This window comes from Aeribacillus sp. JST-2 (assembly GCF_056032925.1).
In genome coordinates, this window is the sequence record NZ_JBVVUU010000001.1 from 145,522 (window position 1) to 170,097 (window position 24,576).

The following is a 24,576-nucleotide window of genomic DNA, read 5'->3' on the forward strand; positions in this document are numbered from 1 at the left end:
GTGATGCAGATTGACGATACAATGGTTTCCCGGCCACATGGCCAAGGCTAAGAGAGAAGTTGTTGAAAAATTAAAATTGATCGATATTGTCTATGAACTCGTCGATGCCCGGATTCCCCAATCGTCGAGAAATCCAATGATCGATGAAATCATCGCCAATAAAAAACGAATCATTCTATTAAATAAAAAGGATATGGCAGATGAAGCGATAACAAATGAATGGATCAGTTTTTTTCAAAGCCGAGGATTAACGGCAATGGCCATTGATTCCAAAAGCGGTTCAGGTTTAAAACAAATCATTGCCATTTCCAAGCAGCTTTTGAAACCTCAATTTGACAAAATGCGGGCAAAAGGGGTGAGGCCGAGAGCAATTCGCGCGCTCATCGTCGGCATTCCGAACGTAGGAAAATCAACGTTGATCAACCGGCTTGCTGGAAGAAATATAGCAAAAACTGGTGATCGCCCGGGCATTACAAAACAGCAAAGCTGGATTAAAGCCGGGAAAGAATTAGAATTACTCGATACTCCAGGAATATTATGGCCCAAATTTGAGGATGAAGAAGTTGGCTATAAACTGGCGGCCACCGGTGCGATCAAAGATGAAATTTTAAACTTGCAGGATGTAGCCGTGTTCGTCCTTCGTTTTTTAATGAAACATTATCCCGAAGAGTTAAAAGTGCGCTACCAATTTGCTGAACTGCCCGAAGAAATCATTGACTTGTTTGACCAAATCGGCCGTCTCCGCGGCTGTTTGCAGGCAGGAGGCGAAATTGATTATGACAAAACGGCGGAAATCATCATTCGCGATGTCCGCACATTGAAGCTCGGGAAGCTTACGTTCGACATTCCAAATGAATAAAGGCACGCATGAAGCGTGTCTCTATTTTTTTTAGAAAATGCCGATATAAGAATTAGGGAGAGTGAAGGAATTGAATTTGACTGCGAAGGAAATTGAAGAAAGGCTAAAAGTCGTTTGCCATAAAGACGACCCTTTTCTTCTTGCCTGCCAGAGAGATGAACGGAAGACGGTTCAAAAACTGGTGGAAAAATGGTTGAAACGATATGAAATGGAACAGCAGGCAAAGCGTCAATTTGACCAAATGAGTCAGTATGAAAGGTCGCTGAGACAAAAAGGATACAGAAACATTGCCGGCATTGATGAAGTAGGCAGAGGACCGTTGGCCGGGCCTGTAGTGGCGGCATGCGTGATTTTGCCTGAAGATTTTTATTTGCCTGGTTTGACGGATTCTAAGAAATTATCAAAACAAAAGCGGGAACAATTTTATGAATACATAATGAGACATGCCGAGGATGTCGGAATTGGCTTTGTTTCAGCAAAGGAAATCGATGAACTGAACATTTTGGAAGCAACAAAAAAAGCGATGTGCCTGGCGATTCAAAATTTAAAACGGACCACACCTGATTATTTGTTAATTGACGCCTTGACAATTCCGGTCAGCCTCCCCCAAATGTCAATTGTAAAAGGTGATGCCAAGAGCATTTCCATTGCCGCAAGTTCATGTGTCGCAAAAGTGGTGCGTGATCGATATATGGTAGAACTGGGAAAACAATATCCTCATTACGGCTTTGAATCACATATGGGCTATGGAACGAACCAGCATTTGGAAGCCATTCGTCTTTTTGGCGCAACCGAACATCATCGAAAAAGCTTTGCGCCTGTCCGAGAGGCATAACAATTTTAAAGGTGACGAAAAATGAATGGAATTGACCATCTTTTTAAAGCAATCGGAATGCCCGCTTTACCTCAGCCTAAGGTGAGAATGTTTCAAGATCAGGAAATTGTAAAAGGAACGGTTTTGAAAATTTTCCCTAATGCAACAGCGCTGCTCTTCATCGGCGGAATGAAGCTTGTAGCTGCTGTCGAAGCAGAAATACGTCCGCTGGAAACTTATTGGTTTCAAACATCATTGACGGACAAAGGGATCATGCTGAAACGGTTGTTCACGGATAGCGGCGAAGGACAAAACGGAAAACGGCTGCTCAGCCATTTCCAGCTTTCTTCCGAAAACATGGCGATTCGTTTGGTTGACACGTTGATTCAAAAAAACATTCCTTTTTCAAAACATCAGCTTGCAGATGCCATTCCGTTGATGAAACAATTTAGGGGGCTGGCGGGAGAGGATAAGCTGCTTCAAGCTTTTTTCATTGCTTTTGCTCAAAGGCTTCCGATGACAAAAGAAGTGATCACATCTTTACTAGCTTTACAGGATGATAAGCAGCTGTTCCAGGAGCTTTTTGATTTATATGATGCTGTAAAACACGGCGAGAATAGACCGGATTTAAAACAATTGAAGAATATGCTCTTTCAATTGACAAACCCCCGCTTCATGGTGCAAATCGAAAACGTAATTAACACGTTGCAAAAAAGCGAGGACTCTTTTTCACAATCGTTAGCGGAAAAGTTGGCATTTTGGCTAAAAGAAAATCCCGCTGTCATCCGGCAATTTTTCTTTGAAAACGAATCGGCCGACACGCCATTTACAAAAGAAGAGCAAAAAACCGTTCAGACGTTAATGGCAAACAGCTACAAAAACCTAGATGCCGCAGAATTGAAACAACTGTTGAAAATGTTTCTGGCCAACCTCGGATTGGCGGCAAGTCAGCAAAATTTGGAACAAGACCAACACAACCTGAAAGCAATGCTGCACAAACACATGCTTGAAGCCGATAAACCGGATGTGAAAGCTATGTTTGAACATCTTTACAATCGGTTAAACGGCCAGTCGTACATGCAGGATCAAAGAGGGCCGATTGATCAACTTTTCATACAAATTCCGTTTCAGTTCGGCGAAGATTGGACGGACGTTACGTTTCAAATCAACGCGAAAAAAGAAAATGAACGGCTTGATGCAAATTTTTGCCGGATCGTTTTTTCATTATATTTAAAAACCATAAAAGAGACAGTGGTCGATGTGTTCATTCAAAACAGGGTGCTGAAAATCACCATTTACAACGATTTATTAAATGAACATGAAATTGAAGCGCATTCAAATGATCTTCAGGAGAAATTGCAGCAATTAAACTATATCCTTTCTGGAGTCTCATTAAAGAAAGGTAAAACAAATGAAAAGGCACAATCCTTAATGGTGCAAAAAACCTATCAAAGGGTGGATATGAAGATATGAAAAAGGTGCCCAAAGCCATTGCCCTTTCCTATAACGAAGAACGCGATGCGGCTCCAAGAGTGACCGCAAAAGGAAAAGGACATGTTGCTGAAAAAATTATTGAGGCTGCAAAAGAAAATGATGTTCCGATTAAAGAAGATCCGTCAATGGTTGAACTGTTGTCTGAAGTGGAACTGAATGAAGAGATTCCGGAAGAGCTTTATGAAGTCGTTGCCGAATTGTTAAGCTACATTTACCGATTGGATCAAAGCGCAAAAAAGCGATCTTAAATGAAAAAACAGTGTTTTTTTGAAGAATGGTAGACAATGGTCAAACAATTTTATACAATGAAAGCGCAGTCTATAAAAGACGGCCTTTCAGGTCGGGAAAGTTTAATTTTTTTACATAAGTTAGGAGGATCGGATATGAATATCCATGAATATCAAGGGAAGGAAATCCTCAGAAAATACGGCGTCTCGGTTCCGAACGGAAAAGTGGCTTTTACTGTCGAAGAGGCGGTTGAAGCGGCAAAAGAGCTCGGAACGGATGTGGTTGTTGTCAAAGCGCAAATTCATGCTGGCGGCCGCGGAAAAGCAGGCGGCGTCAAAGTGGCCAAAAATTTGGATGAAGTGCGCCAATATGCCGGCGAACTATTGGGAAAAACCCTTGTTACGCACCAAACAGGCCCTGAAGGCAAAGAAGTGAAACGCCTTTTAATTGAGGAAGGCTGCGATATTAAAAAGGAATATTACGTAGGATTTGTTGTGGATCGCGCTACATCGCGTGTCGTTTTAATGGCATCTGAAGAAGGCGGTACGGAAATCGAAGAAGTGGCGGCTAAAACACCGGAAAAAATCTTTAAAGAGTATATTGATCCGGCTGTCGGCCTCTTGCCTTTCCAAGCTCGCAGAATTGCGTTTAACATCAACATACCAAAGGAACTTGTCGGCCAAGCTGTGAAATTTATGATGGGGCTCTATCAAGTGTTTGTTGAAAAAGACTGCTCCATTGCGGAAATTAACCCGCTTGTTGTGACAGGCGACGGCAAGGTAATGGCATTGGATGCTAAGCTCAATTTTGACTCAAACGCCCTGTTCCGTCAAAAAGATGTTTTGGAATATCGTGATCTAGATGAAGAAAATCCAAAAGAAATAGAAGCTTCGAAATATGATTTAAGTTACATAGCGCTCGACGGAAACATCGGCTGCATGGTCAACGGTGCAGGTCTGGCCATGGCAACGATGGACATCATCAAGTATTACGGTGGAGAACCTGCAAACTTCCTTGATGTCGGCGGCGGGGCAACGGCTGAAAAAGTGACAGAGGCTTTTAAAATTATTTTGTCAGATGAAAACGTTAAAGGAATTTTCGTCAACATTTTTGGCGGCATCATGAAATGCGACGTTATTGCACAAGGGGTTGTTGAAGCAACCAAACAAGTTGGATTGACGATTCCGCTTGTCGTTCGCCTTGAAGGCACAAATGTTGAACTTGGCAAAAAAATATTAGACGAATCAGGCTTAAATATTACTTCAGCCGAGTCAATGGCTGACGGTGCGCAAAAAATCGTATCATTAGTAAAGTAGAAAGCGAGGGAAAAGCATGAGCGTTTTTATTAATAAAGACACGAAAGTGATCGTACAAGGGATTACGGGATCAACGGCTTTATTTCATACGAAACAAATGTTGGAATACGGTACGAAAATTGTCGGCGGGACGTCACCTGGAAAAGGTGGTCAAGAAGTGGAAGGTGTGCCGGTTTTTAATACGGTAGAAGAAGCAGTAAAAGCAACCGGTGCAAATGCATCCGTTATTTATGTACCGGCTCCTTTTGCAGCCGATGCCATTATGGAAGCGGTGGATGCGGAACTTGACCTCGTCATTTGCATAACAGAACACATTCCTGTTTTAGACATGGTGAAAGTAAAACGATATATGGAAGGAAAGAAAACCCGTTTAATCGGACCAAACTGCCCCGGCGTGATTACTCCGGGAGAATGTAAAATCGGCATAATGCCGGGATACATCCATACGAAAGGGCATGTCGGTGTTGTTTCTCGTTCCGGAACGTTGACTTACGAAGCGGTTCATCAGCTTTCACAAGCGGGAATCGGACAATCAACAGCTGTCGGAATTGGCGGCGATCCCGTCAACGGCACGAACTTTATCGATGTTTTAAAAGCTTTTAATGAAGATCCGGAAACATATGCGGTAATTATGATCGGTGAAATCGGCGGTACGGCTGAAGAGGAAGCAGCTGAATGGGTGAAGGCAAACATGACGAAACCTGTTGTCGGCTTTATCGGCGGACAAACAGCGCCTCCAGGAAAACGCATGGGACATGCAGGCGCAATTATTTCCGGCGGAAAAGGAACAGCTGCGGAAAAAATTAAGAAAATGAATGAATGCGGCATAAAAGTGGCGGAAACGCCGGCGGTGATTGGCGAAACTTTAATTTCTGTCATTAAAGAAAAAGGTTTATACGAAAAATGCAAAACCCACTAAACAATGAAAAGGAGTAGCCTTTTGGCTATTCCTTCTTTCAAAGAAAGAGGTGGTACTGATCGATCCAAGAAATTTATTGATCAACCTTGTTCATTGCCAAAGAGTGACAAACAATAAACTAATGGGGCTTTACAAAAAAGATCCATCTTTCATGAAGTATGTTCACCTTCCTCTTCAAGATTTGGCCTTTCATCTCAACCTTCCTCCAAATGTTCATCAAGAGTTTTTTCGACAGTTTTTGAGCATTTCCGAAACCGATCTCCAACATTATTACCGGCAAAGAAACATCAGCATCATAACCGTTGTCGACCCGCAATATCCTCCTCTTTTAAAGCACATTTCCGATCCACCGGCCGTATTATTTTGTAAGGGCAACCTTCAATTGCTGCAAAACATCCGAAGCTTAAGTGTAGTTGGAACAAGAAATCCCACGGAATACGGCTGTAATTGTATTGACTATTTCATTAGGCCGCTAGCCAGAAAGCAATGGACGATTGTAAGCGGGCTTGCGTTGGGTATTGACGCAATGGCGCATTGGACGGCTATACAAGAAAATACAAAAACAATTGCTGTCATTGCCGGCGGTCTTGATCATCTTTACCCGAAAAAAAATTCGCGACTTGCTGACATCATTTCTGCGGAACATCTGATTCTTTCTGAATATCCCCCTAACCGGAAACCTGAGAAATGGATGTTTCCCTTGCGCAACCGAATCATTAGCGGATTGACGATGGGAACGTTCGTTGCCCAAGCATCAAGAAAGAGCGGATCCCTTATTACTGCCATGCACGCATTAGAGCAAGGCCGCATAGTTTTTTCCCCTCTTGTTCCATTATTTGACGAATCAGTATTTGGAAATATACAATTGTTAAACGATGGAGCTTCGCTTGTCTTTTCCGATGAAGACATCGTTCGAGAAATACGTCCAATGCTTTATCCATTTTTCGATGATGACAAATAGGATTGGATTCATTCCGAAAAAAAGAAAAAGATGATAAATATACTGTTTGACAAAATGCAATGGAATATTTAATATTAGTGAAGATTATTTTAACAAATACGGGAAAATTTTTATCCAATATGGGATGTTGTGAAAGAAAGAGAGAAAACCTCTTAAGGAGGAGCATGAATGTCGGACTATTTGGTCATTGTAGAATCACCTGCAAAAGCAAAAACGATTGAAAAATATTTAGGAAAGAATTATAAAGTAAAAGCTTCCATGGGGCATGTCCGCGATTTGCCGAAAAGCCAAATGGGGGTTGACATTGAGCGGAATTTTGAACCGAAATATATTACCATTCGCGGAAAAGGCTCGGTGTTGAAAGACTTAAAAAGTGCGGCGAAAAAAGCGAAAAAAGTTTTCCTTGCCGCCGACCCCGACAGAGAAGGTGAGGCGATTGCTTGGCATTTGGCGCAAAGCTTAGATATTGATATCCGTTCTGATTGCCGGGTCGTTTTTAATGAAATTACCAAAGATGCCATCAAGGAGTCGTTTAAAACTCCGAGGGCGATCAATATGGATTTAGTCGATGCCCAGCAGGCGCGAAGAATTCTTGATAGGCTTGTCGGCTATAATATCAGCCCGATTTTATGGAAAAAAGTCAAAAAAGGGTTAAGTGCCGGAAGAGTACAATCCGTTGCCGTCCGCTTGATCATTGACCGTGAAAATGAAATAAAAAACTTCAAGCCTGAAGAATATTGGACAATCGATGGCAACTTCCAAAAAGGAACGGAAACGTTTGAGGCGTCGTTTTGGGGAGCAGATGGAAAAAGAAAGGAATTGAAAACGGAACAAGATGTAAAAGAGGTGCTTGAGCGTCTTGAAAGCAACAAATATATGGTCACAAAAGTGACGAAAAAAGAAAGAAAGCGCAATCCGGCTCCGCCGTTTACAACTTCCTCATTGCAGCAGGAAGCTGCAAGAAAACTTAATTTCCGCGCCAAAAAAACGATGATGATCGCCCAGCAGCTTTATGAAGGCATTGATCTTGGAAAAGAGGGAACCGTCGGTTTAATCACCTATATGAGAACAGATTCCATTCGCATTTCCGACACAGCGAAATCAGAAGCTGTTCAATATATTGAGAAAATGTTCGGATCTGACTATTCGCAAGGAAAAGCGATGGCTGCAAAAAAATCGGGAAATATACAAGATGCCCATGAGGCCATCAGGCCGACAAGCGTTTTTCGGGATCCCGAGTCTGTGAAAGAATATCTTTCCAAAGATCAATATAAATTGTATAAGCTGATTTGGGAAAGATTTATTGCCAGTCAAATGTCGCCAGCTATCATGGATACGATGACGGTAGAAATGGAGAATAACGGCATTTTATTTCGGGCGAACGGTTCAAAAATCAAATTTTTTGGATTCATGAAAGTGTATGTGGAAGGTACAGATGATCAAGCGGAAGAGAAAACAAACCGGCTTCTACCTGATTTAAATGAAGGAGATGTTGTCTTTTCAAAAGATTTAAAACCGGAGCAGCATTTTACCCAGCCGCCGCCTAGGTATACAGAGGCAAGGCTCGTCAAAACTCTCGAAGAGCTGGGGATTGGACGTCCTTCTACATACGCTCCCACATTGGATACGATTCAGCGCCGCGGATATGTGGCATTGGAAAACAAGCGGTTTGTTCCGACAGAACTCGGCCAAATTGTACACGAGCTGATGGTGGAGTTTTTCCCAGAAATTTTGGATGTGGAATTTACGGCTAAAATGGAGCATGATTTGGACAATATAGAAGAAGGCAAAGTGAATTGGGTGAAAATTATTGATGAGTTTTACCGCGAATTTTCAAAACGGGTGCATAAAGCTGAAACCGAAATGGAAAAAGTGGAAATCAGAGACGAATTTGCCGGCATAAAGTGTGAGAAATGCGGCAATGAAATGGTTTATAAAATGGGGAAATACGGAAAGTTCTTGGCTTGCTCAAATTTTCCAGAATGCCGCAATACAAAACCGATTTTGAAAGAAATTGGCTTGAAATGTCCAAAATGCGAAAAAGGCAACATCGTTGAAAGAAAGTCAAAAAAACGCCGTGTATTTTACGGCTGCGACCGATACCCGGAATGCGATTTTGTATCCTGGGACAAACCAACGGAAAGGAAATGCCCGAAATGCGGCGAATTGCTGCTTGAAAAACGCCTGAAAAAAGGTGTTCAAGTGCAATGTTCCAAATGCGACTACAAAGAGAATCCGGAGCGTTAGCCAAACATACCATGGTGAGCTGAATCAATGCTCACCTTCTTCATTGTCTCAAACCAATTAAAGGAGGGAACATCATGAACGAAAACACAGTGAACGTCATTGGTGCAGGGCTGGCAGGGAGCGAAGCTGCATGGCAAATAGCCAAAAGAGGAATACAAGTCAGATTGTTCGAAATGCGCCCTAAAAAGCAAACGCCTGCCCACCATACAGATAAATTTGCCGAGCTAGTTTGCTCCAATTCATTAAGAGCCAATTCATTAACGAATGCAGTAGGTGTGTTAAAAGAGGAAATGCGGCTGCTTGATTCGATCATCATCTCTAGTGCTGATCAATGCTCCGTTCCTGCGGGAGGAGCGCTTGCAGTAGATCGCCATGAGTTTGCTGCAAGAGTGACAGAACTAGTGAAAGGGCACCCAAATGTAACCGTTTTTCATGAAGAGGTGACGGAAATACCGGACGGTCCGACAGTGATTGCCACAGGCCCGCTAACATCAAAAGCTTTATCCGAACAATTGAAACAGCTGACCGGAGAAGAATATTTATATTTTTATGATGCGGCTGCTCCGATCATTGAAAAAGAAAGTATCAATATGGAAAAAGTTTATTTAAAGTCCAGATACGACAAAGGCGAAGCGGCCTATTTAAACTGCCCGATGACAGAAGAAGAATTCGATCGGTTTTATGAAGCGCTAGTAAACGCTGAAACCGTACCATTGAAAGAATTTGAAAAAGAAATTTACTTTGAAGGATGCATGCCAATAGAAGTAATGGCGCAGCGGGGAAAACAAACGCTTCTTTTCGGCCCGCTGAAACCAGTCGGTCTGGAGCATCCGCAAACAGGCAAACGGCCTTTTGCCGTTGTCCAGCTTAGACAGGATAATGCAGCCGGGACCCTTTACAATATTGTCGGTTTCCAAACCCATTTAAAATGGGGGGCGCAAAAAGAATTGATCCAGATGATTCCGGGGCTTGAGCGCGCCGAAATTGTCCGTTACGGAGTCATGCATCGCAACACATTCATTAATTCACCTAAACTGTTAAAACCAACATACCAATACGTGGGGCGGGACGATCTCTTTTTCGCCGGGCAAATGACCGGTGTTGAAGGATATGTCGAGTCGGCTGCATCAGGGTTAATCGCCGGCATCAATGCCGCCCGTCTTGTTTTCGGACAAGAACTGATTGAGTTTCCGAGTGAAACAGCGATTGGAAGCATGGCTCATTATATTACAACAGCAGATCCGGCAAATTTCCAGCCGATGAATGCCAATTTTGGTCTTTTTAAACCTTTTGAAACGCCAATCAAAAACAAGCAAGAAAGAAATGAACAATATGCGAAAAGAGCATTGGAAACTATTCAAAAAATTTTGAAAAAAATTTAAAATAGATTGCAAGGGCTGTCTAAAATATGTTACTATTTAGAAGCCCTTGCGAGGTGTTGTGCCAATGGAAATTGTTAAGAATTATTTAAAATTATTCATTGAATATTTACAAATTGAAAAAAATTCTTCACAATATACAATTGTGAATTACATCCATGATATCAATGAATTTCTTTCTTTTATGGAAAAAGAAGGCCTTAACAATCTGGAAAACGTCCAGTATTCTGATATTCGCATTTTCTTAACGGATTTAAATAAAATTTTTTCAAAAAATTCCATTTCCAGAAAAATTTCAAGCCTTCGCACTTTTTACAATTTTTTGCTGAGAGAAAAAATGGTTTCGCATAATCCTTTTTCGGCGGTCGCTTTGCCGAAAAAGGAAAAGACAATCCCCCGCTTTTTATATGAGCAGGAAATGGATGTGCTTTTTTCGATTTCCAATTTGAAAGATCCGCTTGGACAAAGGAATCAGGCGATTCTTGAAATGTTGTATGGGACTGGTATCCGCGTAAGTGAGTTATGTCAAATTCAGCTTCAAGATTTGGATTTTTCGATAGGGACAGTTCTAGTAAATGGGAAAGGGAAAAAGCAGCGGTACGTTCCTTTTGGAAGCTTTGTGAGCCAATCAGTGACATCCTACATACAAGATGGCCGGCAAAAGCTCATGGAAAAGCTGCAAGGGGAGGACAGCCATCCTTACTTGTTTGTCAATCATCGTGGAAAACCTTTAACACCAAGAGGGGTGCGCTATATTTTAAACCAATTATTTGAAGATTCGGCGGTCAAGCTACATCTTCATCCTCACATGCTAAGACATTCATTTGCAACACATTTGTTAAATAGAGGGGCTGATTTGAGAAGCGTGCAAGAGCTGCTCGGTCATTCCCACTTATCGTCAACGCAAATTTATACTCATGTGTCAAAAGAGCAGTTGCGAAACGTTTATTTTGAATATCATCCACGTGCAAAAGAGTAAAGGGAGGCTCTCAATTTGTCACAATTTCATGCCACAACCATTTTTGCGATCCATCATCAGGGAAAATGCGCAATGGCTGGAGACGGACAAGTAACATTTGGCAACCAAGTCGTCATGAAACATACAGCCAGAAAGGTTCGCAAAATATTTAACGGCAACGTTTTGGCGGGATTTGCAGGTTCTGTTGCTGATGCATTTACTCTGTTTGAAAAATTTGAAGGAAGCCTGGAAGAATATAACGGAAATCTTAAAAGGGCAGCTGTTGAAATGGCCAAACAATGGAGAAGTGATAAAGTGTTGAGAAAATTGGAAGCATTAATGATTGTCATGGATAAAGAACAGCTCCTGTTGATTTCCGGTACAGGTGAGATTATAGAACCGGATGATGGAATATTGGCGATTGGATCCGGCGGCAACTATGCTTTGGCCGCAGGAAGAGCGCTAAAAGAATATGCCGGCGAAAGGATGACCGCAAGTGAAATCGCTAAAGCGGCGTTGGAAATAGCAGCGGAAATTTGCGTTTATACAAATAATCGAATAATTGTGGAAGAACTGTAGGAAGGAGGGAAAACATGAAACAACATGCCCTTTCACCAAAACAAATCGTTGAACGTCTCGATCAATATATCGTTGGGCAGCACGAGGCAAAAAAAGCAGTGGCCGTCGCCCTTCGCAATCGCTACCGAAGAAGTTTGTTAAACGATGAACTGCGCGATGAGGTTGTTCCGAAAAACATTTTGATGATTGGACCGACAGGAGTCGGAAAAACAGAAATTGCCCGCAGAATTGCCAAGCTTGTCGGTGCTCCGTTTGTCAAAGTGGAAGCAACGAAATTTACCGAAGTAGGGTACGTCGGCAGGGACGTCGAGTCCATGGTGCGAGATCTCGTTGAAACTTCCGTAAGACTTGTAAAAGAAGAAAAAATGAATGAAGTGAGACAACTGGCGGAGGAAAATGCCAACAAACGGCTCGTCGAAATATTAGCGCCGGGAAAGAAAAAACAATCCGCCTATAAAAATCCGCTGGAAATGTTGTTTGGCAGCCAGCCGTCAACTCCTGCCTCTACTTCTAATGATGAGGGGGAGGAACTGGTGGAAAAAAGACGGAAAATTGCGGAAATGCTGGCAAATGGCGAACTTGAAGATGAATATGTGACAATCGAAATCGAAGAACAGCAGCCGTCGATGTTTGATCTGTTCCAAGGCACCGGTATGGAGCAGATGGGCTTTAATATGCAAGATGCCTTAAACAGCTTGCTTCCAAAAAAGAAGAAAAAAAGAAAGCTTACCGTTAAACAAGCACGCAAAATTTTAACAAATGAAGAGGCGGCCAAACTGATCGATATGGATGAAGTGACACAACAAGCGATTGAACGAGCCGAACAGTCAGGCATCATTTTCATTGATGAGATCGATAAAATTGCCAAAACAGATCGAGGCGGTTCTGGAGCAGATGTTTCCCGTGAAGGAGTTCAGCGGGACATATTGCCGATTGTTGAAGGATCCGCTGTTGTTACGAAATACGGCACTGTGAAAACGGATCACGTTTTATTTATTGCCGCAGGAGCTTTTCATATGGCCAAGCCTTCTGACTTGATCCCGGAACTGCAAGGAAGATTTCCGATTCGGGTGGAATTGAAAAAACTTTCAGCAGACGACTTTGTCCGCATCTTGACAGAACCGGACAATGCGTTATTAAAGCAATATAAGGCATTATTGGAAACAGAAGGTATAAAATTGGAATTTTCTGACGAAGCTATTCGTAAGATTGCCGAAATAGCTTTTCAAGTCAATCAAGATACCGATAATATAGGTGCAAGAAGATTGCACACGATTTTAGAAAAGCTTCTTGAAGATCTTTTGTTTGAAGCGCCGGACATTAACATGGAGCAAATTGTCATTACCCCTCATTACGTGGAAGAAAAATTAAGCAAAATTGCACAAAACAAAAATTTAAGTCAATACATTTTGTAAATGATCAATGTAGGAGGATTATAAAATGGAACTATTAGAAAAAACGAGAAAGATTAATGCAATGCTGCAAAAAGCCGCAGGTAGACCAGTGAATTTTAAAGAAATGGCGGAAACATTAAGTGAAGTAATTGAAGCCAATATTTTCGTTTTAAGCCGAAAAGGAAAAGTGCTTGGATTTGGAATGAACAAACAAATTGAAAATGACCGAATGAAACAAATGTTGGAGGAACGGAGATTCCCAGAAGAATATACAAAAAGTTTATTCAATATAACCGAAACATCTCCAAATTTGGATGTGTACAGTGAATACACTGCTTTCCCTGTCGAAAATCGTGATCTTTTCAAAAATGGTTATACAACGATCGTACCGATCATCGGGGGAGGCGATCGGTTAGGAACTTTAATTTTGGCAAGATTGGCCAACAAGTTTAATGATGATGATCTCATTTTGGCGGAATATGGAGCAACGGTTGTTGGAATGGAAATCTTGCGGGAAAAAGCGGAGGAAATTGAGGGAGAAGCGCGCAGCAAAGCGGTAGTGCAAATGGCGATCAGTTCATTATCATACAGCGAGCTAGAAGCTATTGAACACATTTTTGAAGAGCTGAACGGCACAGAAGGGCTGTTAGTCGCCAGCAAAATTGCCGATCGGGTCGGCATTACTCGCTCCGTAATTGTCAATGCATTGCGCAAACTTGAAAGCGCAGGTGTGATCGAATCGCGGTCTTTGGGAATGAAAGGAACATATATAAAAGTATTGAACAATAAATTTTTAGTGGAATTGGAAAAGCTGAAAAATCATTGATTTATCACTGCTCCGGAAAGTTTCACAAAACTTTTTGGAGCGGTTTTTTTATGCTCATAAGTAGTCCTTTTGATTTATGGATGAAAATTTGGATCGTTTTTTTAAAATTGGGCATATAGAACTAGGAAAAAAATAATCGCAATGTAACACTTTTTTTTACATTTCTAACATAGACTTTCAGGCCATTCTTATTTAAAATGAAAATAGAGATTTAACAAAATTCGACATTTTTACATCAAAATTCTGGACATTTTGATGACATCGCGGAGGGAATTATGAAATTATTTTCGAATACAATTGGTAATTTGGAACTGGGGATTCAGTCATCATTTTTCAAACAGAAGGTGATTGCCAACAATATTGCGAATGTTGATACACCAGGGTATAAAGCGAAAACGGTGGAATTCAAGGATGTGTTGAATGAACAAATAAAAATGGAAGCGTACCGGACAAATCCGCGCCATATTGCTTTTTCAGGGGGCAAAGGAAATGTCTTGATTACGTCGAAAGTGAACAGTTCTTATCATCATAATGGAAATAATGTAGATATTGATCAAGAAATGGCGGAACTTGCCGAAAATCAAATTTTATACAATGCATTAATCGACAGATTAAACGGGAAATTCAACAGTTTAAAAAATGTCATTAAAGGTGGTCGTACATAATGGGCATTTTTCATTCTCTGAACATAAGCGCCTCTGCCTTAACAGCTCAACGAGTTCGGATGGACGTTATCTCCTCAAATATGGCCAACATGGAAACGACGAGGGCTGAATATGTTGATGGCAGATGGCAGCCGTACAGAAGGAAAATGGTTTTGATGCAGGAGGCAAATCCGTCGTTCGCATCCATCTTTCATAAAGCGCTCAACAATCCGGGAAATGGCGTCAAAGTTGCCGCTATCGCAGAGGATGAGACACCGTTTAAAACGGTTTATGATCCAGATCATCCGGATGCGGATGAAAACGGCTATGTGAATTTGCCGAATGTAGATCCTTTGAAAGAAATGGTCGATCTTATCGGGAGCACCCGGTCATATGAAGCGAATGTCACGGTTTTTAACGCATCGAAAAGTATGTTGATGAAAGCATTGGAAATCGGGAAATAAGAGTAGGGGGAATGAAAAATGATCGAAAGCATTTCCATGCCGATGCAAACAGTTCAAACGGAACAGCCAGCCCAGACAAGGGGAAAAAGCGGAGAAAATACCTTTTCACAGCTTTTTAAACAATCGCTCGAATCGCTCAATAAAGCGCAAATAAAGTCCGACCAACTGACAAATGCGCTTGCGACAGGAAAAGATGTCGAACTGCACGATGTGATGGTTACGGCGCAAAAGGCGAGCATTTTGCTTGATGCGGCTATTGAAGTGCGCAACAAGGCGGTTGAGGCTTATCAAGAAATAATGCGCATGCAAGTGTAAAGATGGATTTACTGCAATGGAATGAAATATTATCGGGGGAAAAGAAAGAATGAACCAAAAGATTAGCCAATGGAAAGACAAAATTTTGTCATTTTGGCGCAACCGGACAAAATGGCAAAAAGCCCTCATTATTGGGGGCGCAGCACTTGTTTTACTTACAATCATTTTCTCCTCTGTTTTTCTTTCAAAACCGAAAATGGTTCCATTATATACAAATTTAACATTGGACGAGGCAGGACAAATTAAGGAAACCCTCGATAGCAAAGGGATTCAATCGGAAATTGCCGATAATGGAACAACCATTAAAGTTCCGGAAGAACAGGCGGATTCATTGAAAGTAGAACTTGCTGCTGAAGGTATACCTGAAAGCGGAAATATTGATTATTCGTTTTTCGGGCAAAATATCGGTTTTGGCATGACGGATAATGAATTTGATGTGTTGAAACTGAAAGCGACACAAACAGAGCTTGCCAATCTGATTAAAGAAATTGAAGGCGTTAATGATGCGAAAGTTATGATCAATTTGCCGAAAGATTCCGTATTTGTCGGTGAACCGACAGGGGAAGCTTCAGCATCGATAGTTCTGAACATGAAGCCTGGCTATCAGCTTGACCAATCGAGAGTGAAAGCTCTTTATCATCTCGTTTCTAAAAGTGTTCCCAACTTGCCGGAAGATAATATCGTCATTATGGATCAAAATTTTAACTATTATGATTTGCAGCAAGATGATTCAGTTGGAACATCCGTTGCGTCTCAGCTTGAAATTAAGTCGGAAATTGAGAAAAATATTCAACGCCAAGTACAAAGGCTTTTAGGAACGATGATGGGACCGGACAAAGTGGTTGTAAGTGTAACAGCTGATATTGACTTTACGAAAGAGAAACGCGAAGAAAACTTAGTGGAACCTGTCGATGAAGAAAATAATGAAGGAATTGCCATCAGTGCTGAACGGATTACGGAAACATACACCGGAGACGGAGCCGCGGCAGCCGGTGTTGCCGGAACGGGGGAAACCGATGTTCCGAATACATACCAACAGGCTAACGGGGTTGCGGGAAATGGCGAATATGAGAAAATTGAAGATCGCGTCAATTATGAAGTGAATCGCATTAAACGGGAAATTGTCGAAAGCCCTTATAAAATCAGAGACCTTGGCATTCAAGTCATGGTCGAACCGCCTGACCCACAAGATCCGAACTCTTTGCCGCAGCAAAGCGTTGATGATATACAGCAAATTTTGTCAACGATTGTCAGAACAAGCATCAACGAAGATCCGAATGCAGCACCGTTAACGGATCAGGATATTCAAGATAAAATTGTGGTGTCCGTCCAGCCGTTTGCCGGCAAAATGTCGGCGGATACTGCGGAAACATCTTCTCCTTTCCCACTGTGGGGCTACTTTTTAATAGGTGCCATTATCCTAGCCGCAGCCGCTTTCCTTTTCTTCTTATGGAGAAGACGGAGAGCAGAGGAAGATGATGAGTATGAAGAATATGAAATCGAAGAACCAGATGAAATGGTTTTAGCGGAGAAAAAAGAAGAGACAGAGGAAGAAAAACAACAACAATTGCAACGGAAGCGGCTTGAAGAGCTGGCAAGAGAAAAGCCGGATGAATTTGCAAAGTTATTGCGTTCGTGGCTCTATGAAGACTGAGGGGGAGGGAAATCGATTCAATGAAAAAGTTAAACGGAAGACAGAAAGCAGCTATCCTATTGATTTCCTTGGGCCCGGAAGCTTCTGCTTCAGTTTTTAAGCATCTAACAGAAGAAGAAATTGAAAAATTAACGCTTGAGATTTCGAGCGTCCGCACCATTGACGCAAAGGTGAAGGAAGAGATTATTGAAGAATTCAATCAAATTGCTCTAGCCCAAGATTATATTGCTCGAGGCGGCATACAATATGCAAAACAAATTTTAGAAAACGCATTAGGGGAGGAAAAAGCGAATGAAATTATTAATCGGCTTACTTCCTCCCTTCAAGTCAGACCTTTTGACTTTGCAAGAAAAGCCGAACCAAGCCAAATTTTAAACTTTATACAAAATGAACATCCGCAAACGATTGCTTTAGTTTTATCCTATTTAGATGCAAAGCAGTCAGGCCAAATATTATCGAGCCTCTCGCAAGACGTACAGGCGGATGTAGCCAGAAGAATTGCCATGATGGATCGAACAAGTCCGGATGTCATCAATGAAGTTGAACAAATATTAGAGAAAAAGCTATCTTCCACCGTAACCCAAGATTTTACGGAAACAGGTGGAATTGAAACATTGGTGGAAGTGTTGAATGGCGTCGACCGTTCGACAGAGCGCACCATTTTAGAAGCGCTTGAAGTTCAAGATCCGGAATTGGCGGAAGAAGTGAAGAAGAGAATGTTTGTCTTTGAAGATATCGTCACCCTTGACAACCGTGCTATCCAGCGGGTTATTCGCGATGTTGATAATAATGATCTCATGCTGGCATTAAAAGTAGCATCAGACGAAGTTAAAGAAATTGTCTTTAAAAACATGTCGACAAGAATGGCTGAAACGTTTAAAGAAGAAATGAATTACATGGGTCCTGTCCGGCTTCGCGATGTCGAAGAGGCTCAATCAAGAATTGTCGAAGTGATTAGAAGATTGGAAGATGCCGGTGAAATTATGATTGCCCGCGGACAAGGAGATGAAATCATTGTCTAAGGTAATCAAATCCAATCATACGTTACCGTTGAAAGCGCCGCATAAGTTAACCATTAAATCTGTACAGATTGTTCAGCAAAAGGAAGAAGCGGACGAACAAAACAACCTAGAACCGTCCCAACTTTTGCACAACGCTTATCAAGAAGCAGAAAAAATAATCAACGAAGCAATGGAACAAAAAAAGGAAATACTTTCGCAAATTCAAAAAGAGAAAGAAGCTTGGAATGAAGAAAAACAATCTCTTATGGAAGAAGCTCAAAAAACAGGCTACCAAGACGGATTTCAAAAGGGAAAAGAAGATGGGTATAAACAATATGAAAATGTTGTTAAACAGGCTGAACAATTGATCCATCATTCCAAAAAAGATTATCAGAAAAAACTTGAACAGTCGGAAGAAACGATTATTAAAATAGCGATGAAAGCAGCGGAAAAAATTCTTGCCAAAAAACTTGAGGATGACGATGAATTGTTTTTAGCAATCGTACGAGAAGTGATCCATGAAGTGAAGGAATATCCGGAGGTGAAAATTTATGTTCACCCTGACAAATACGCCTATTTGCTGGATCAAAAAGATGAGTTAAAAGAACTTTTCACAACAAATGTCGAATTATACATTTTCCCTGACCATCATCTTAAACAAAACGGAATTTATGTAGAATCGCCGTTCGGTAAAATTGATGCCAGTGTTGATACACAGTTGGAGCAATTAAAAACAAAACTTCTCAACTTAGTCAGGGAGGACTGATTGTATTTGAAAGCTGTGCAGCTGATTAGCGAAATCGAACGAATCGATTCCTACAAGCGTTACGGAAAAATTAAAAAAGTGGTCGGATTGACAATGGAATCCCGAGGGCCTGAATGTTCCATTGGTGATGTCTGCTATGTTCATTTAGGTAAAAATCAAAAAACGATGGCGGAAGTGGTCGGTTTTAAAGATGAAAACATTTTGTTAATGCCTTTTACGAAAATCAACAACATCGCACCGGGCTCCGTTGTCGAGGCAACAGGATCGCCGCTTAAAATAAAAGCGGGGATCGGTTTGGTCGGAAAAGTGCTGGATGCATTCGGTTGTCCGATGGATGGGACAAGCCTTCCGCAAGGTTTAACGACTGTTCTTTCGGAAAATGAACCTCCAAATCCGTTGACTCGGCCGCCGATTACAGAAAAGTTTGAAGTTGGGGTCAAAGCCATTGACGGGCTGTTAACAATCGGAAACGGACAGCGAATCGGCATTTTTGCCGGAAGCGGAGTTGGGAAAAGCACCCTTCTCGGCATGATCGCCAGAAATTCTGAAGCAGATATCAATGTTATCGCCCTCATAGGTGAAAGAGGAAGGGAAGTCAGAGAATTCATTGAGAGAGATTTAGGTGAAGAAGGACTGCGGCGAACGATCGTCGTATGCGCCACTTCTGATCAACCGGCGCTGATGAGAATAAAAGCAGCTTATTCCGCAACATCGATTGCCGAATATTTTCGGGAAAAAGGCTTTAATGTAATGTTTATGATGGATTCTGTGACAAGAGTTGCAATGGCTCAAAGGGAAATCGGCTTGGCCGTAGGCGAACCGCCGACAACTAAAGGCTATACACCTTCTGTATTTGCAATGTTGCCCAAACTGTTGGAACGAACAGGAAAAAATGATAAAGGATCGATTACTGCAATTTATACGGTTTTGGTGGATGGCGACGATATGAATGAGCCTATTGCCGATACGGTTAGGGGGATTTTAGACGGACACATTATTTTGGATAGAGACTTGGCAAACAAAGGCCACTACCCAGCGATTAATGTACTGAAAAGTGTCAGCCGATTGATGAACCATATCGTTGACCCCAACCATCTTCAAGCGGCAAACAAATTAAAGTCATTGCTTTCAAAGTATAGCGAAAATGAAGATTTAATCAGCATTGGGGCTTACAAGCGAGGATCGTCCCAGGAAATTGACGAAGCAATTGACTTGTATCCTAGAATCACTGATTTCTTAAGGCAACAGATGGAAGAGAAAGTAACGTTTCAACAAACATTGGAACTTCTCTATAAAGTAGGTGAACCATCATGAACTACCATTTTCGCTACCAAAAAATATTGGATGTAAAAGAAAACGAAAAAAAGAAATCGACAAAAGCATATGAAGAATCGGTAGAGCAGTTTACCAAAGTTGCTAATAAACTATACGAATCATTAAAGAAAAAAGAAGAGTTAACAAAGCTTCAGCAAGAAAAACTTACAAAAGGGATTTCTGTTCATGAAATGAAGCATTACCAACAGTTTGTGCAAAATTTGGAAAAAACGATTGAGCATTATCAACAGCTTGTTATTTTTACGAGAAACAATATGAATGAAAAGCATGCCATTTTAATGGAAAAGCATATGGAGGTAAAAAAATACGAAAAAATGAAAGAAAAGGAATATAAACGGTTTCTCGATCAGGAAAAGAAAGCGGAGCGAAACTTAATGGACGAACTCTCAATGAACATGTATTCTTTTCAAAGAAATTAGGTGGAAATCATGAGTAAAAAGGAGAAGAAAGAAAAAAAAGGCAGCGGCGTAAAAACATTGATCATGGCGTTCTTTTCGCTCATCTTTCTTGCCATTTTTGCATTGGTGATTTTAATGGTGCTGGATATTAAGCCGTTTTCTTCTTTAAAAAATATTCCTGTTATTTCTAATTTAACAGGGACAAATAAACAACAAAATGATGCTCTGTCCGTTGAACAAGCTGAACAGGCTGAAAAACAACTGGAGAAAACGATCGAAGAGCAAAATAAAAAAATCAGTGAACTGCAAGGGCAGCTGAAGAGCAAGGACCAAGAAATCCAACAATTGACGCAGCAGTTAAATTCGTTGGAAAACATCCAGCAAAATGCTCAGGCGAACAGCCAAAAATCGGTGGACGTGCCGAAAGTGTATGAACAAATGTCAAGCAAAAAAGCAGCTGAGATCATCACCCAGCTATCAGACGAAGAAGCTGTTGAAATTTTATCTTCTTTAAAAAAGTATGTACTTGCTAGAATATTAGAAAAAATGACGCCGCAGGATGCTGCGAAATATACGAGACTATTGTCGCAACAAACTGAACAGAATGGAAATTCTGCCGATCAACAAACAGCAAACAGCGGTGTGGGAGGCGAATAAATGGACGCTTTTAAAGTGCAATTTTTCCAGACCGAACAGCCATTTGCTTTATCGCGAAGGAAAGAAATCAATACAACCGAAGAAGCGCCGTTTCAGTCCTTGCTGGAACAAATGGTTCAACAACCGGCAGTTGAACAACATCAAGCGGATGGAAAAAAGAAAGATATAGTAAAAGATATAATGCAAGAATTGATCTATCTTTTTGAAAGCATGTTTACAGGCAACAATGAACAGAAGCCAAACATGCCAACAGATCTCAATGAACATATCCGAAACATACAACCTGCTGACAAGCAGCAAACAATCGTTCATGCCGAGCAAGCGGGTTTGAAAGGTTATCCGTTTTTTCACGGATTCCAAAATGAAAAGAAAGATCTTTTCCAAGGAATAGCTGCTTTTTTGATTCAATTGGCGCAATTAGACGATAATCGTTTTTTTCAAATAATCGAAAAAGTTGAAGCGACTTTAAGAAAATATGGAGCGATTGGCGAGCAGATGTTCCAAACCATCCTAAAAGCGGTAGGAGCATCAATGAGGATTGGAAATGAAGCAGCAGATCATCCAATAATGCCAAATGAAACAGATGCTCAAGCATTACCAAAGGAAACCGATCATCGCAAAAATTTTTTTCAGCCGAAAGCAAATGATTTACTTCAGCAAATCCGACAAGCTCAACTTGTCAATCACGCACCAGTGAGACAAGCTGAACAAACAATCAATCAACAGCAGTTAACTGAAAGCTTAGCGGATTTTGCCAAAACGTTTGTCGGCGAAAAACAGATCGGACAGAAATTGGAAAATATGGATCAACACTCTCAACTAAAAAATTCTTTTGTTCTCACCTTATCTTCGTACATAAATAGCGAGCAACTGCCGGTTTCCAATATTGAGGGAGAAGCGTTGTCTTTTGATATGCGGGAGGAATTCATTCAAAAATTAAAAGATGCCATCAAATTGACTCGATTTGCCCAGCTTCCAAACGGGGCGCAAAAATTGACGGTTCGGCTAATACCGGAACATCTTGGAACGATCACTCTTCAGCTCGTAAAAGACGGTGACCAAATGATTGCCAAAATGATCGCTTCCACGCAATCTGCTAAAGATTTGCTGGAACATAACATTCATCAGCTGAAACAAGCACTTCCGAATATCGTGATCCAAATAGATCGTTTTGATATTTTGGACGAAGATCCAACGTTCCCACAAGATAATGGAAGAAATGACCATCCTCGTCAAGACCAAGAAAGACATGACCAAAATGAACAACAGGACGAAGATGAATCATTTATGGAAAAATTAAAAGAATATATTCATTCCCTAGTATAGGAGCGGTGAGGATGAGCGAAATATCTATTGACAGCAATTTGTTTTTAACAAATGCAGCCAACAGCACAAGAGAAGTAAAAAACATATTAGGCAAAGACGATTTTTTAAAATTGTTGATTACGCAGTTGAAATTTCAAGATCCGTTGAATCCAATGGAAGACAAAGAATTTATCTCGCAAATGGCAAACTTTTCTGCGTTGGAACAAATGACGAATTTAAATAAGTCGTTTGAAACATTTCTATCAATAGTGCAAAATGACTCGCTTCTTAAATATTCTGAGTTAATAGGAAAAACCGTTGAATATACAAAAAACGGGCAAACGGTTGAAAGCATCGTCAAAAGCGTCCGCCTCAACGACAGTGAAATTGCGATTGAACTGGAAAATGGGGATGAAATCGACCGTCTTTCAATCTCAAAAGTATCTGATACTGGCGAACAAGAGCCGTCCCAACAAGAGTAAAAAATGATTACCATTATAATTTGAAAGGGAGAGATGACTATGTTGCGTTCCATGTATTCGGGAATCAGCGGAATGAAAAACTTTCAATTGAAATTAGATGTTATCGGAAACAACATTGCCAATGTCAACACATACGGATTTAAAAAAGGCCGTGTCACTTTTAAAGATTTAGTCAGCCAACAAATGGCCGGAGCCAGTGCAGCAGGAAATGGACGAGGGGGCATTAACCCTGCTCAAGTCGGGCTTGGGGCTGCTTTAGGAACGATTGATACTGTCCATACCTCAGGACCAACTCAATCGACAGGGAGAGTTTTAGATGTGGCCATATCTGGAGACGGATTCTTTCCTGTTGCGACGATCACCGATTTATCGAGAGTGAATATTGATTACGCCGGTCAATACGGGGACAACAAAATTCTTGGATCCATTAATAATGCCGTAAACCTTGCTTATACCCGCGCCGGGAACTTTTACTTGGATGCCAATGGCTATATCGTGACAGGTGAAGGGTATTATTTGATCGGCGAAACAGGCGAAAAAACCCCACCAACAGAAGCCGGGATTGATAAAGCAAACGATGCGCTGCAGCAAATTACATCTTTTAATACTCCTTATAAAAATATGTATGAATCTTTGAACGATATTGGCAAAAAAGCCAATGCGTTGATGGAAGCCTACGAGGCCTATAACGAATCAGTCGAGTTATGGGAGAAAAACGGGAAAGAAAATCCATCCTCCTGGTATACAGCAATGCAAAATGCCTATAATGCTCTCGGAGAAGTTTGGGATGAATTCAATAATTCGGTGACGAACGCGTCCGGATTTAACAATATCAGCGGTCAATTTGATACAGCGATCAATCTATTAAATGACTCGATAGAAGAGTTCAATGATACACCACCTTATACTGATATTTTAACTACCATTACAAATGCAATTGGACAGCTGCAAGTTGGAAATGATTATCCAAACGATCCGCAAACTGGCGTTCAATTGGAATCAAGCGTTGATACAGCTACTCTTGATCAAATGTCAAAATTGATCGGAACGATTGAAAGCTACAAAGTTTCACTAAACAATATCGAACAAGCTGTCATCAAATATGAAAATCTTGCTGAAAGTTTAAGAGAACCGCAGTGGACGAATTCTTTAAGCGGTGAACCAGGCCTGATTCAAATTCCGCTGTCGGCAAAAACTTTCAGTATAGGGGCGGACGGTAAAATCACATTTACAGATAGCAACGGACAGTTGAAAGTGGCAGGCCAAATTCGCATCGCTAATTTCCCGAATCCAGAAGGTTTGGAAAAAGTGGGAAGCAATTTGTTTATCGAGACGCAAAACTCTGGATTCTTGGATAAAAACGGAAACGGATTGGAGCTTAATGAGTTATCTGTTCCTGGAGAAGATGGAGCAGGCTCGCTAATTACAAACTCGCTAGAAATGTCAAATGTCGATTTGGCGGAAGAATTTACAGAAATGATTGTCGCCCAGCGGGGATTCCAATCAAATACGAAAATTATTACAACATCTGATGAAATTTTACAAGAACTGCTGGGATTAAAACGGTAAGAAAAGGGGGAT

The 24,576-nt window shown here is 41.1% G+C and carries 25 protein-coding genes; all 25 read left to right on the forward strand.

Features of this window, described 5'->3' with window-relative positions:
- Nucleotides 1-10 precede the first annotated feature (10 nt).
- The 25 genes from ylqF (at nucleotide 11) to AC0KTX_RS00920 (ending at nucleotide 24,564) form a co-directional block, all read left to right on the forward strand.
- Nucleotides 11-859, forward strand: coding sequence for a ribosome biogenesis GTPase YlqF (ylqF, locus tag AC0KTX_RS00800; RefSeq protein ID WP_474250319.1), 849 nt, complete (start codon nucleotides 11-13; stop codon nucleotides 857-859).
- Between the two features lie 76 nt (nucleotides 860-935).
- Entirely contained in the window at nucleotides 936-1,694 is a 759-nt protein-coding gene (locus tag AC0KTX_RS00805; protein WP_474250433.1) for a ribonuclease HII, read from the forward strand.
- A gap of 21 nt (nucleotides 1,695-1,715) precedes the next feature.
- Complete coding sequence (locus AC0KTX_RS00810) at nucleotides 1,716-3,146, forward strand: hypothetical protein (protein ID WP_474250320.1); 1,431 nt, start codon at nucleotides 1,716-1,718, stop codon at nucleotides 3,144-3,146.
- Nucleotides 3,143-3,415 (forward strand): EscU/YscU/HrcU family type III secretion system export apparatus switch protein, encoded by a 273-nt coding sequence (locus tag AC0KTX_RS00815; RefSeq protein ID WP_474250321.1) that lies wholly within the window; start codon nucleotides 3,143-3,145, stop codon nucleotides 3,413-3,415. The genes AC0KTX_RS00810 and AC0KTX_RS00815 overlap by 4 nt, the downstream gene beginning before the upstream one ends.
- A 135-nt stretch (nucleotides 3,416-3,550) precedes the next feature.
- Nucleotides 3,551-4,711 (forward strand): ADP-forming succinate--CoA ligase subunit beta, encoded by a 1,161-nt coding sequence (gene sucC / locus AC0KTX_RS00820; RefSeq protein WP_474250322.1) that lies wholly within the window; start codon nucleotides 3,551-3,553, stop codon nucleotides 4,709-4,711.
- Nucleotides 4,712-4,727: 16 nt separating this feature from the next.
- A complete protein-coding gene (gene sucD, locus AC0KTX_RS00825) occupies nucleotides 4,728-5,630 on the forward strand; it encodes a succinate--CoA ligase subunit alpha (RefSeq protein ID WP_474250323.1) in 903 nt (300 codons plus the stop codon).
- A gap of 151 nt (nucleotides 5,631-5,781) precedes the next feature.
- Entirely contained in the window at nucleotides 5,782-6,591 is an 810-nt protein-coding gene (dprA, locus tag AC0KTX_RS00830) for a DNA-processing protein DprA (RefSeq protein ID WP_474250324.1), read from the forward strand.
- Between the two features lie 168 nt (nucleotides 6,592-6,759).
- Complete coding sequence (gene topA / locus AC0KTX_RS00835) at nucleotides 6,760-8,838, forward strand: type I DNA topoisomerase (RefSeq protein WP_474250325.1); 2,079 nt, start codon at nucleotides 6,760-6,762, stop codon at nucleotides 8,836-8,838.
- Between the two features lie 74 nt (nucleotides 8,839-8,912).
- Nucleotides 8,913-10,220, forward strand: a complete 1,308-nt coding sequence (gene trmFO, locus AC0KTX_RS00840) for an FADH(2)-oxidizing methylenetetrahydrofolate--tRNA-(uracil(54)-C(5))-methyltransferase TrmFO (protein ID WP_474250326.1) — start codon at nucleotides 8,913-8,915, stop codon at nucleotides 10,218-10,220.
- A 64-nt stretch (nucleotides 10,221-10,284) separates the two neighbouring features.
- The gene (gene xerC / locus AC0KTX_RS00845) at nucleotides 10,285-11,196 is read left to right on the forward strand and encodes a tyrosine recombinase XerC (RefSeq protein WP_474250327.1); all 912 of its coding nucleotides are present in this window, start codon (nucleotides 10,285-10,287) and stop codon (nucleotides 11,194-11,196) included.
- 15 nt (nucleotides 11,197-11,211) lie between these two features.
- Complete coding sequence (hslV, locus tag AC0KTX_RS00850) at nucleotides 11,212-11,754, forward strand: ATP-dependent protease subunit HslV (protein WP_474250328.1); 543 nt, start codon at nucleotides 11,212-11,214, stop codon at nucleotides 11,752-11,754.
- A 14-nt stretch (nucleotides 11,755-11,768) separates the two neighbouring features.
- The gene (hslU, locus tag AC0KTX_RS00855) at nucleotides 11,769-13,169 is read left to right on the forward strand and encodes an HslU--HslV peptidase ATPase subunit (protein ID WP_474250329.1); all 1,401 of its coding nucleotides are present in this window, start codon (nucleotides 11,769-11,771) and stop codon (nucleotides 13,167-13,169) included.
- Nucleotides 13,170-13,194: 25 nt separating this feature from the next.
- The gene (gene codY, locus AC0KTX_RS00860) at nucleotides 13,195-13,974 is read left to right on the forward strand and encodes a GTP-sensing pleiotropic transcriptional regulator CodY (protein WP_474250330.1); all 780 of its coding nucleotides are present in this window, start codon (nucleotides 13,195-13,197) and stop codon (nucleotides 13,972-13,974) included.
- Nucleotides 13,975-14,249: 275 nt separating this feature from the next.
- The gene (flgB, locus tag AC0KTX_RS00865; protein WP_474250331.1) at nucleotides 14,250-14,639 is read left to right on the forward strand and encodes a flagellar basal body rod protein FlgB; all 390 of its coding nucleotides are present in this window, start codon (nucleotides 14,250-14,252) and stop codon (nucleotides 14,637-14,639) included.
- Nucleotides 14,639-15,082: a flagellar basal body rod protein FlgC gene (gene flgC, locus AC0KTX_RS00870; protein WP_474250332.1), complete on the forward strand. Its 444-nt coding sequence runs from the start codon at nucleotides 14,639-14,641 to the stop codon at nucleotides 15,080-15,082. The genes flgB and flgC overlap by 1 nt, the downstream gene beginning before the upstream one ends.
- Nucleotides 15,083-15,100: 18 nt before the next feature.
- Nucleotides 15,101-15,397 carry a flagellar hook-basal body complex protein FliE gene (gene fliE, locus AC0KTX_RS00875; RefSeq protein ID WP_474250333.1) on the forward strand — a complete coding sequence of 99 codons (297 nt, stop codon included), beginning with the start codon at nucleotides 15,101-15,103 and terminating at the stop codon, nucleotides 15,395-15,397.
- Between the two features lie 49 nt (nucleotides 15,398-15,446).
- Nucleotides 15,447-17,051 (forward strand): flagellar basal-body MS-ring/collar protein FliF, encoded by a 1,605-nt coding sequence (gene fliF / locus AC0KTX_RS00880; protein WP_474250334.1) that lies wholly within the window; start codon nucleotides 15,447-15,449, stop codon nucleotides 17,049-17,051.
- A 20-nt stretch (nucleotides 17,052-17,071) separates the two neighbouring features.
- Nucleotides 17,072-18,073, forward strand: coding sequence for a flagellar motor switch protein FliG (gene fliG / locus AC0KTX_RS00885; protein WP_474250335.1), 1,002 nt, complete (start codon nucleotides 17,072-17,074; stop codon nucleotides 18,071-18,073).
- Nucleotides 18,066-18,818: a flagellar assembly protein FliH gene (fliH, locus tag AC0KTX_RS00890; RefSeq protein ID WP_474250336.1), complete on the forward strand. Its 753-nt coding sequence runs from the start codon at nucleotides 18,066-18,068 to the stop codon at nucleotides 18,816-18,818. Before fliG ends, fliH begins: the two co-directional genes overlap by 8 nt.
- Nucleotides 18,819-18,824: 6 nt before the next feature.
- The gene (gene fliI / locus AC0KTX_RS00895) at nucleotides 18,825-20,132 is read left to right on the forward strand and encodes a flagellar protein export ATPase FliI (protein ID WP_474250434.1); all 1,308 of its coding nucleotides are present in this window, start codon (nucleotides 18,825-18,827) and stop codon (nucleotides 20,130-20,132) included.
- Nucleotides 20,129-20,572 (forward strand): flagellar export protein FliJ, encoded by a 444-nt coding sequence (gene fliJ, locus AC0KTX_RS00900; RefSeq protein ID WP_474250337.1) that lies wholly within the window; start codon nucleotides 20,129-20,131, stop codon nucleotides 20,570-20,572. The genes fliI and fliJ overlap by 4 nt, the downstream gene beginning before the upstream one ends.
- Nucleotides 20,573-20,581: 9 nt before the next feature.
- On the forward strand, nucleotides 20,582-21,208 hold the full coding sequence (locus AC0KTX_RS00905; protein ID WP_474250338.1) for a MotE family protein: 627 nt from the start codon (nucleotides 20,582-20,584) through the stop codon (nucleotides 21,206-21,208).
- Nucleotides 21,209-22,534, forward strand: a complete 1,326-nt coding sequence (locus tag AC0KTX_RS00910) for a flagellar hook-length control protein FliK (RefSeq protein ID WP_474250339.1) — start codon at nucleotides 21,209-21,211, stop codon at nucleotides 22,532-22,534.
- An 11-nt stretch (nucleotides 22,535-22,545) separates the two neighbouring features.
- Nucleotides 22,546-22,995 (forward strand): flagellar hook assembly protein FlgD, encoded by a 450-nt coding sequence (gene flgD / locus AC0KTX_RS00915; RefSeq protein WP_474250340.1) that lies wholly within the window; start codon nucleotides 22,546-22,548, stop codon nucleotides 22,993-22,995.
- A gap of 39 nt (nucleotides 22,996-23,034) precedes the next feature.
- Complete coding sequence (locus tag AC0KTX_RS00920) at nucleotides 23,035-24,564, forward strand: flagellar hook-basal body complex protein (protein ID WP_474250341.1); 1,530 nt, start codon at nucleotides 23,035-23,037, stop codon at nucleotides 24,562-24,564.
- The last annotated feature ends 12 nt before the right edge of the window (nucleotides 24,565-24,576 follow it).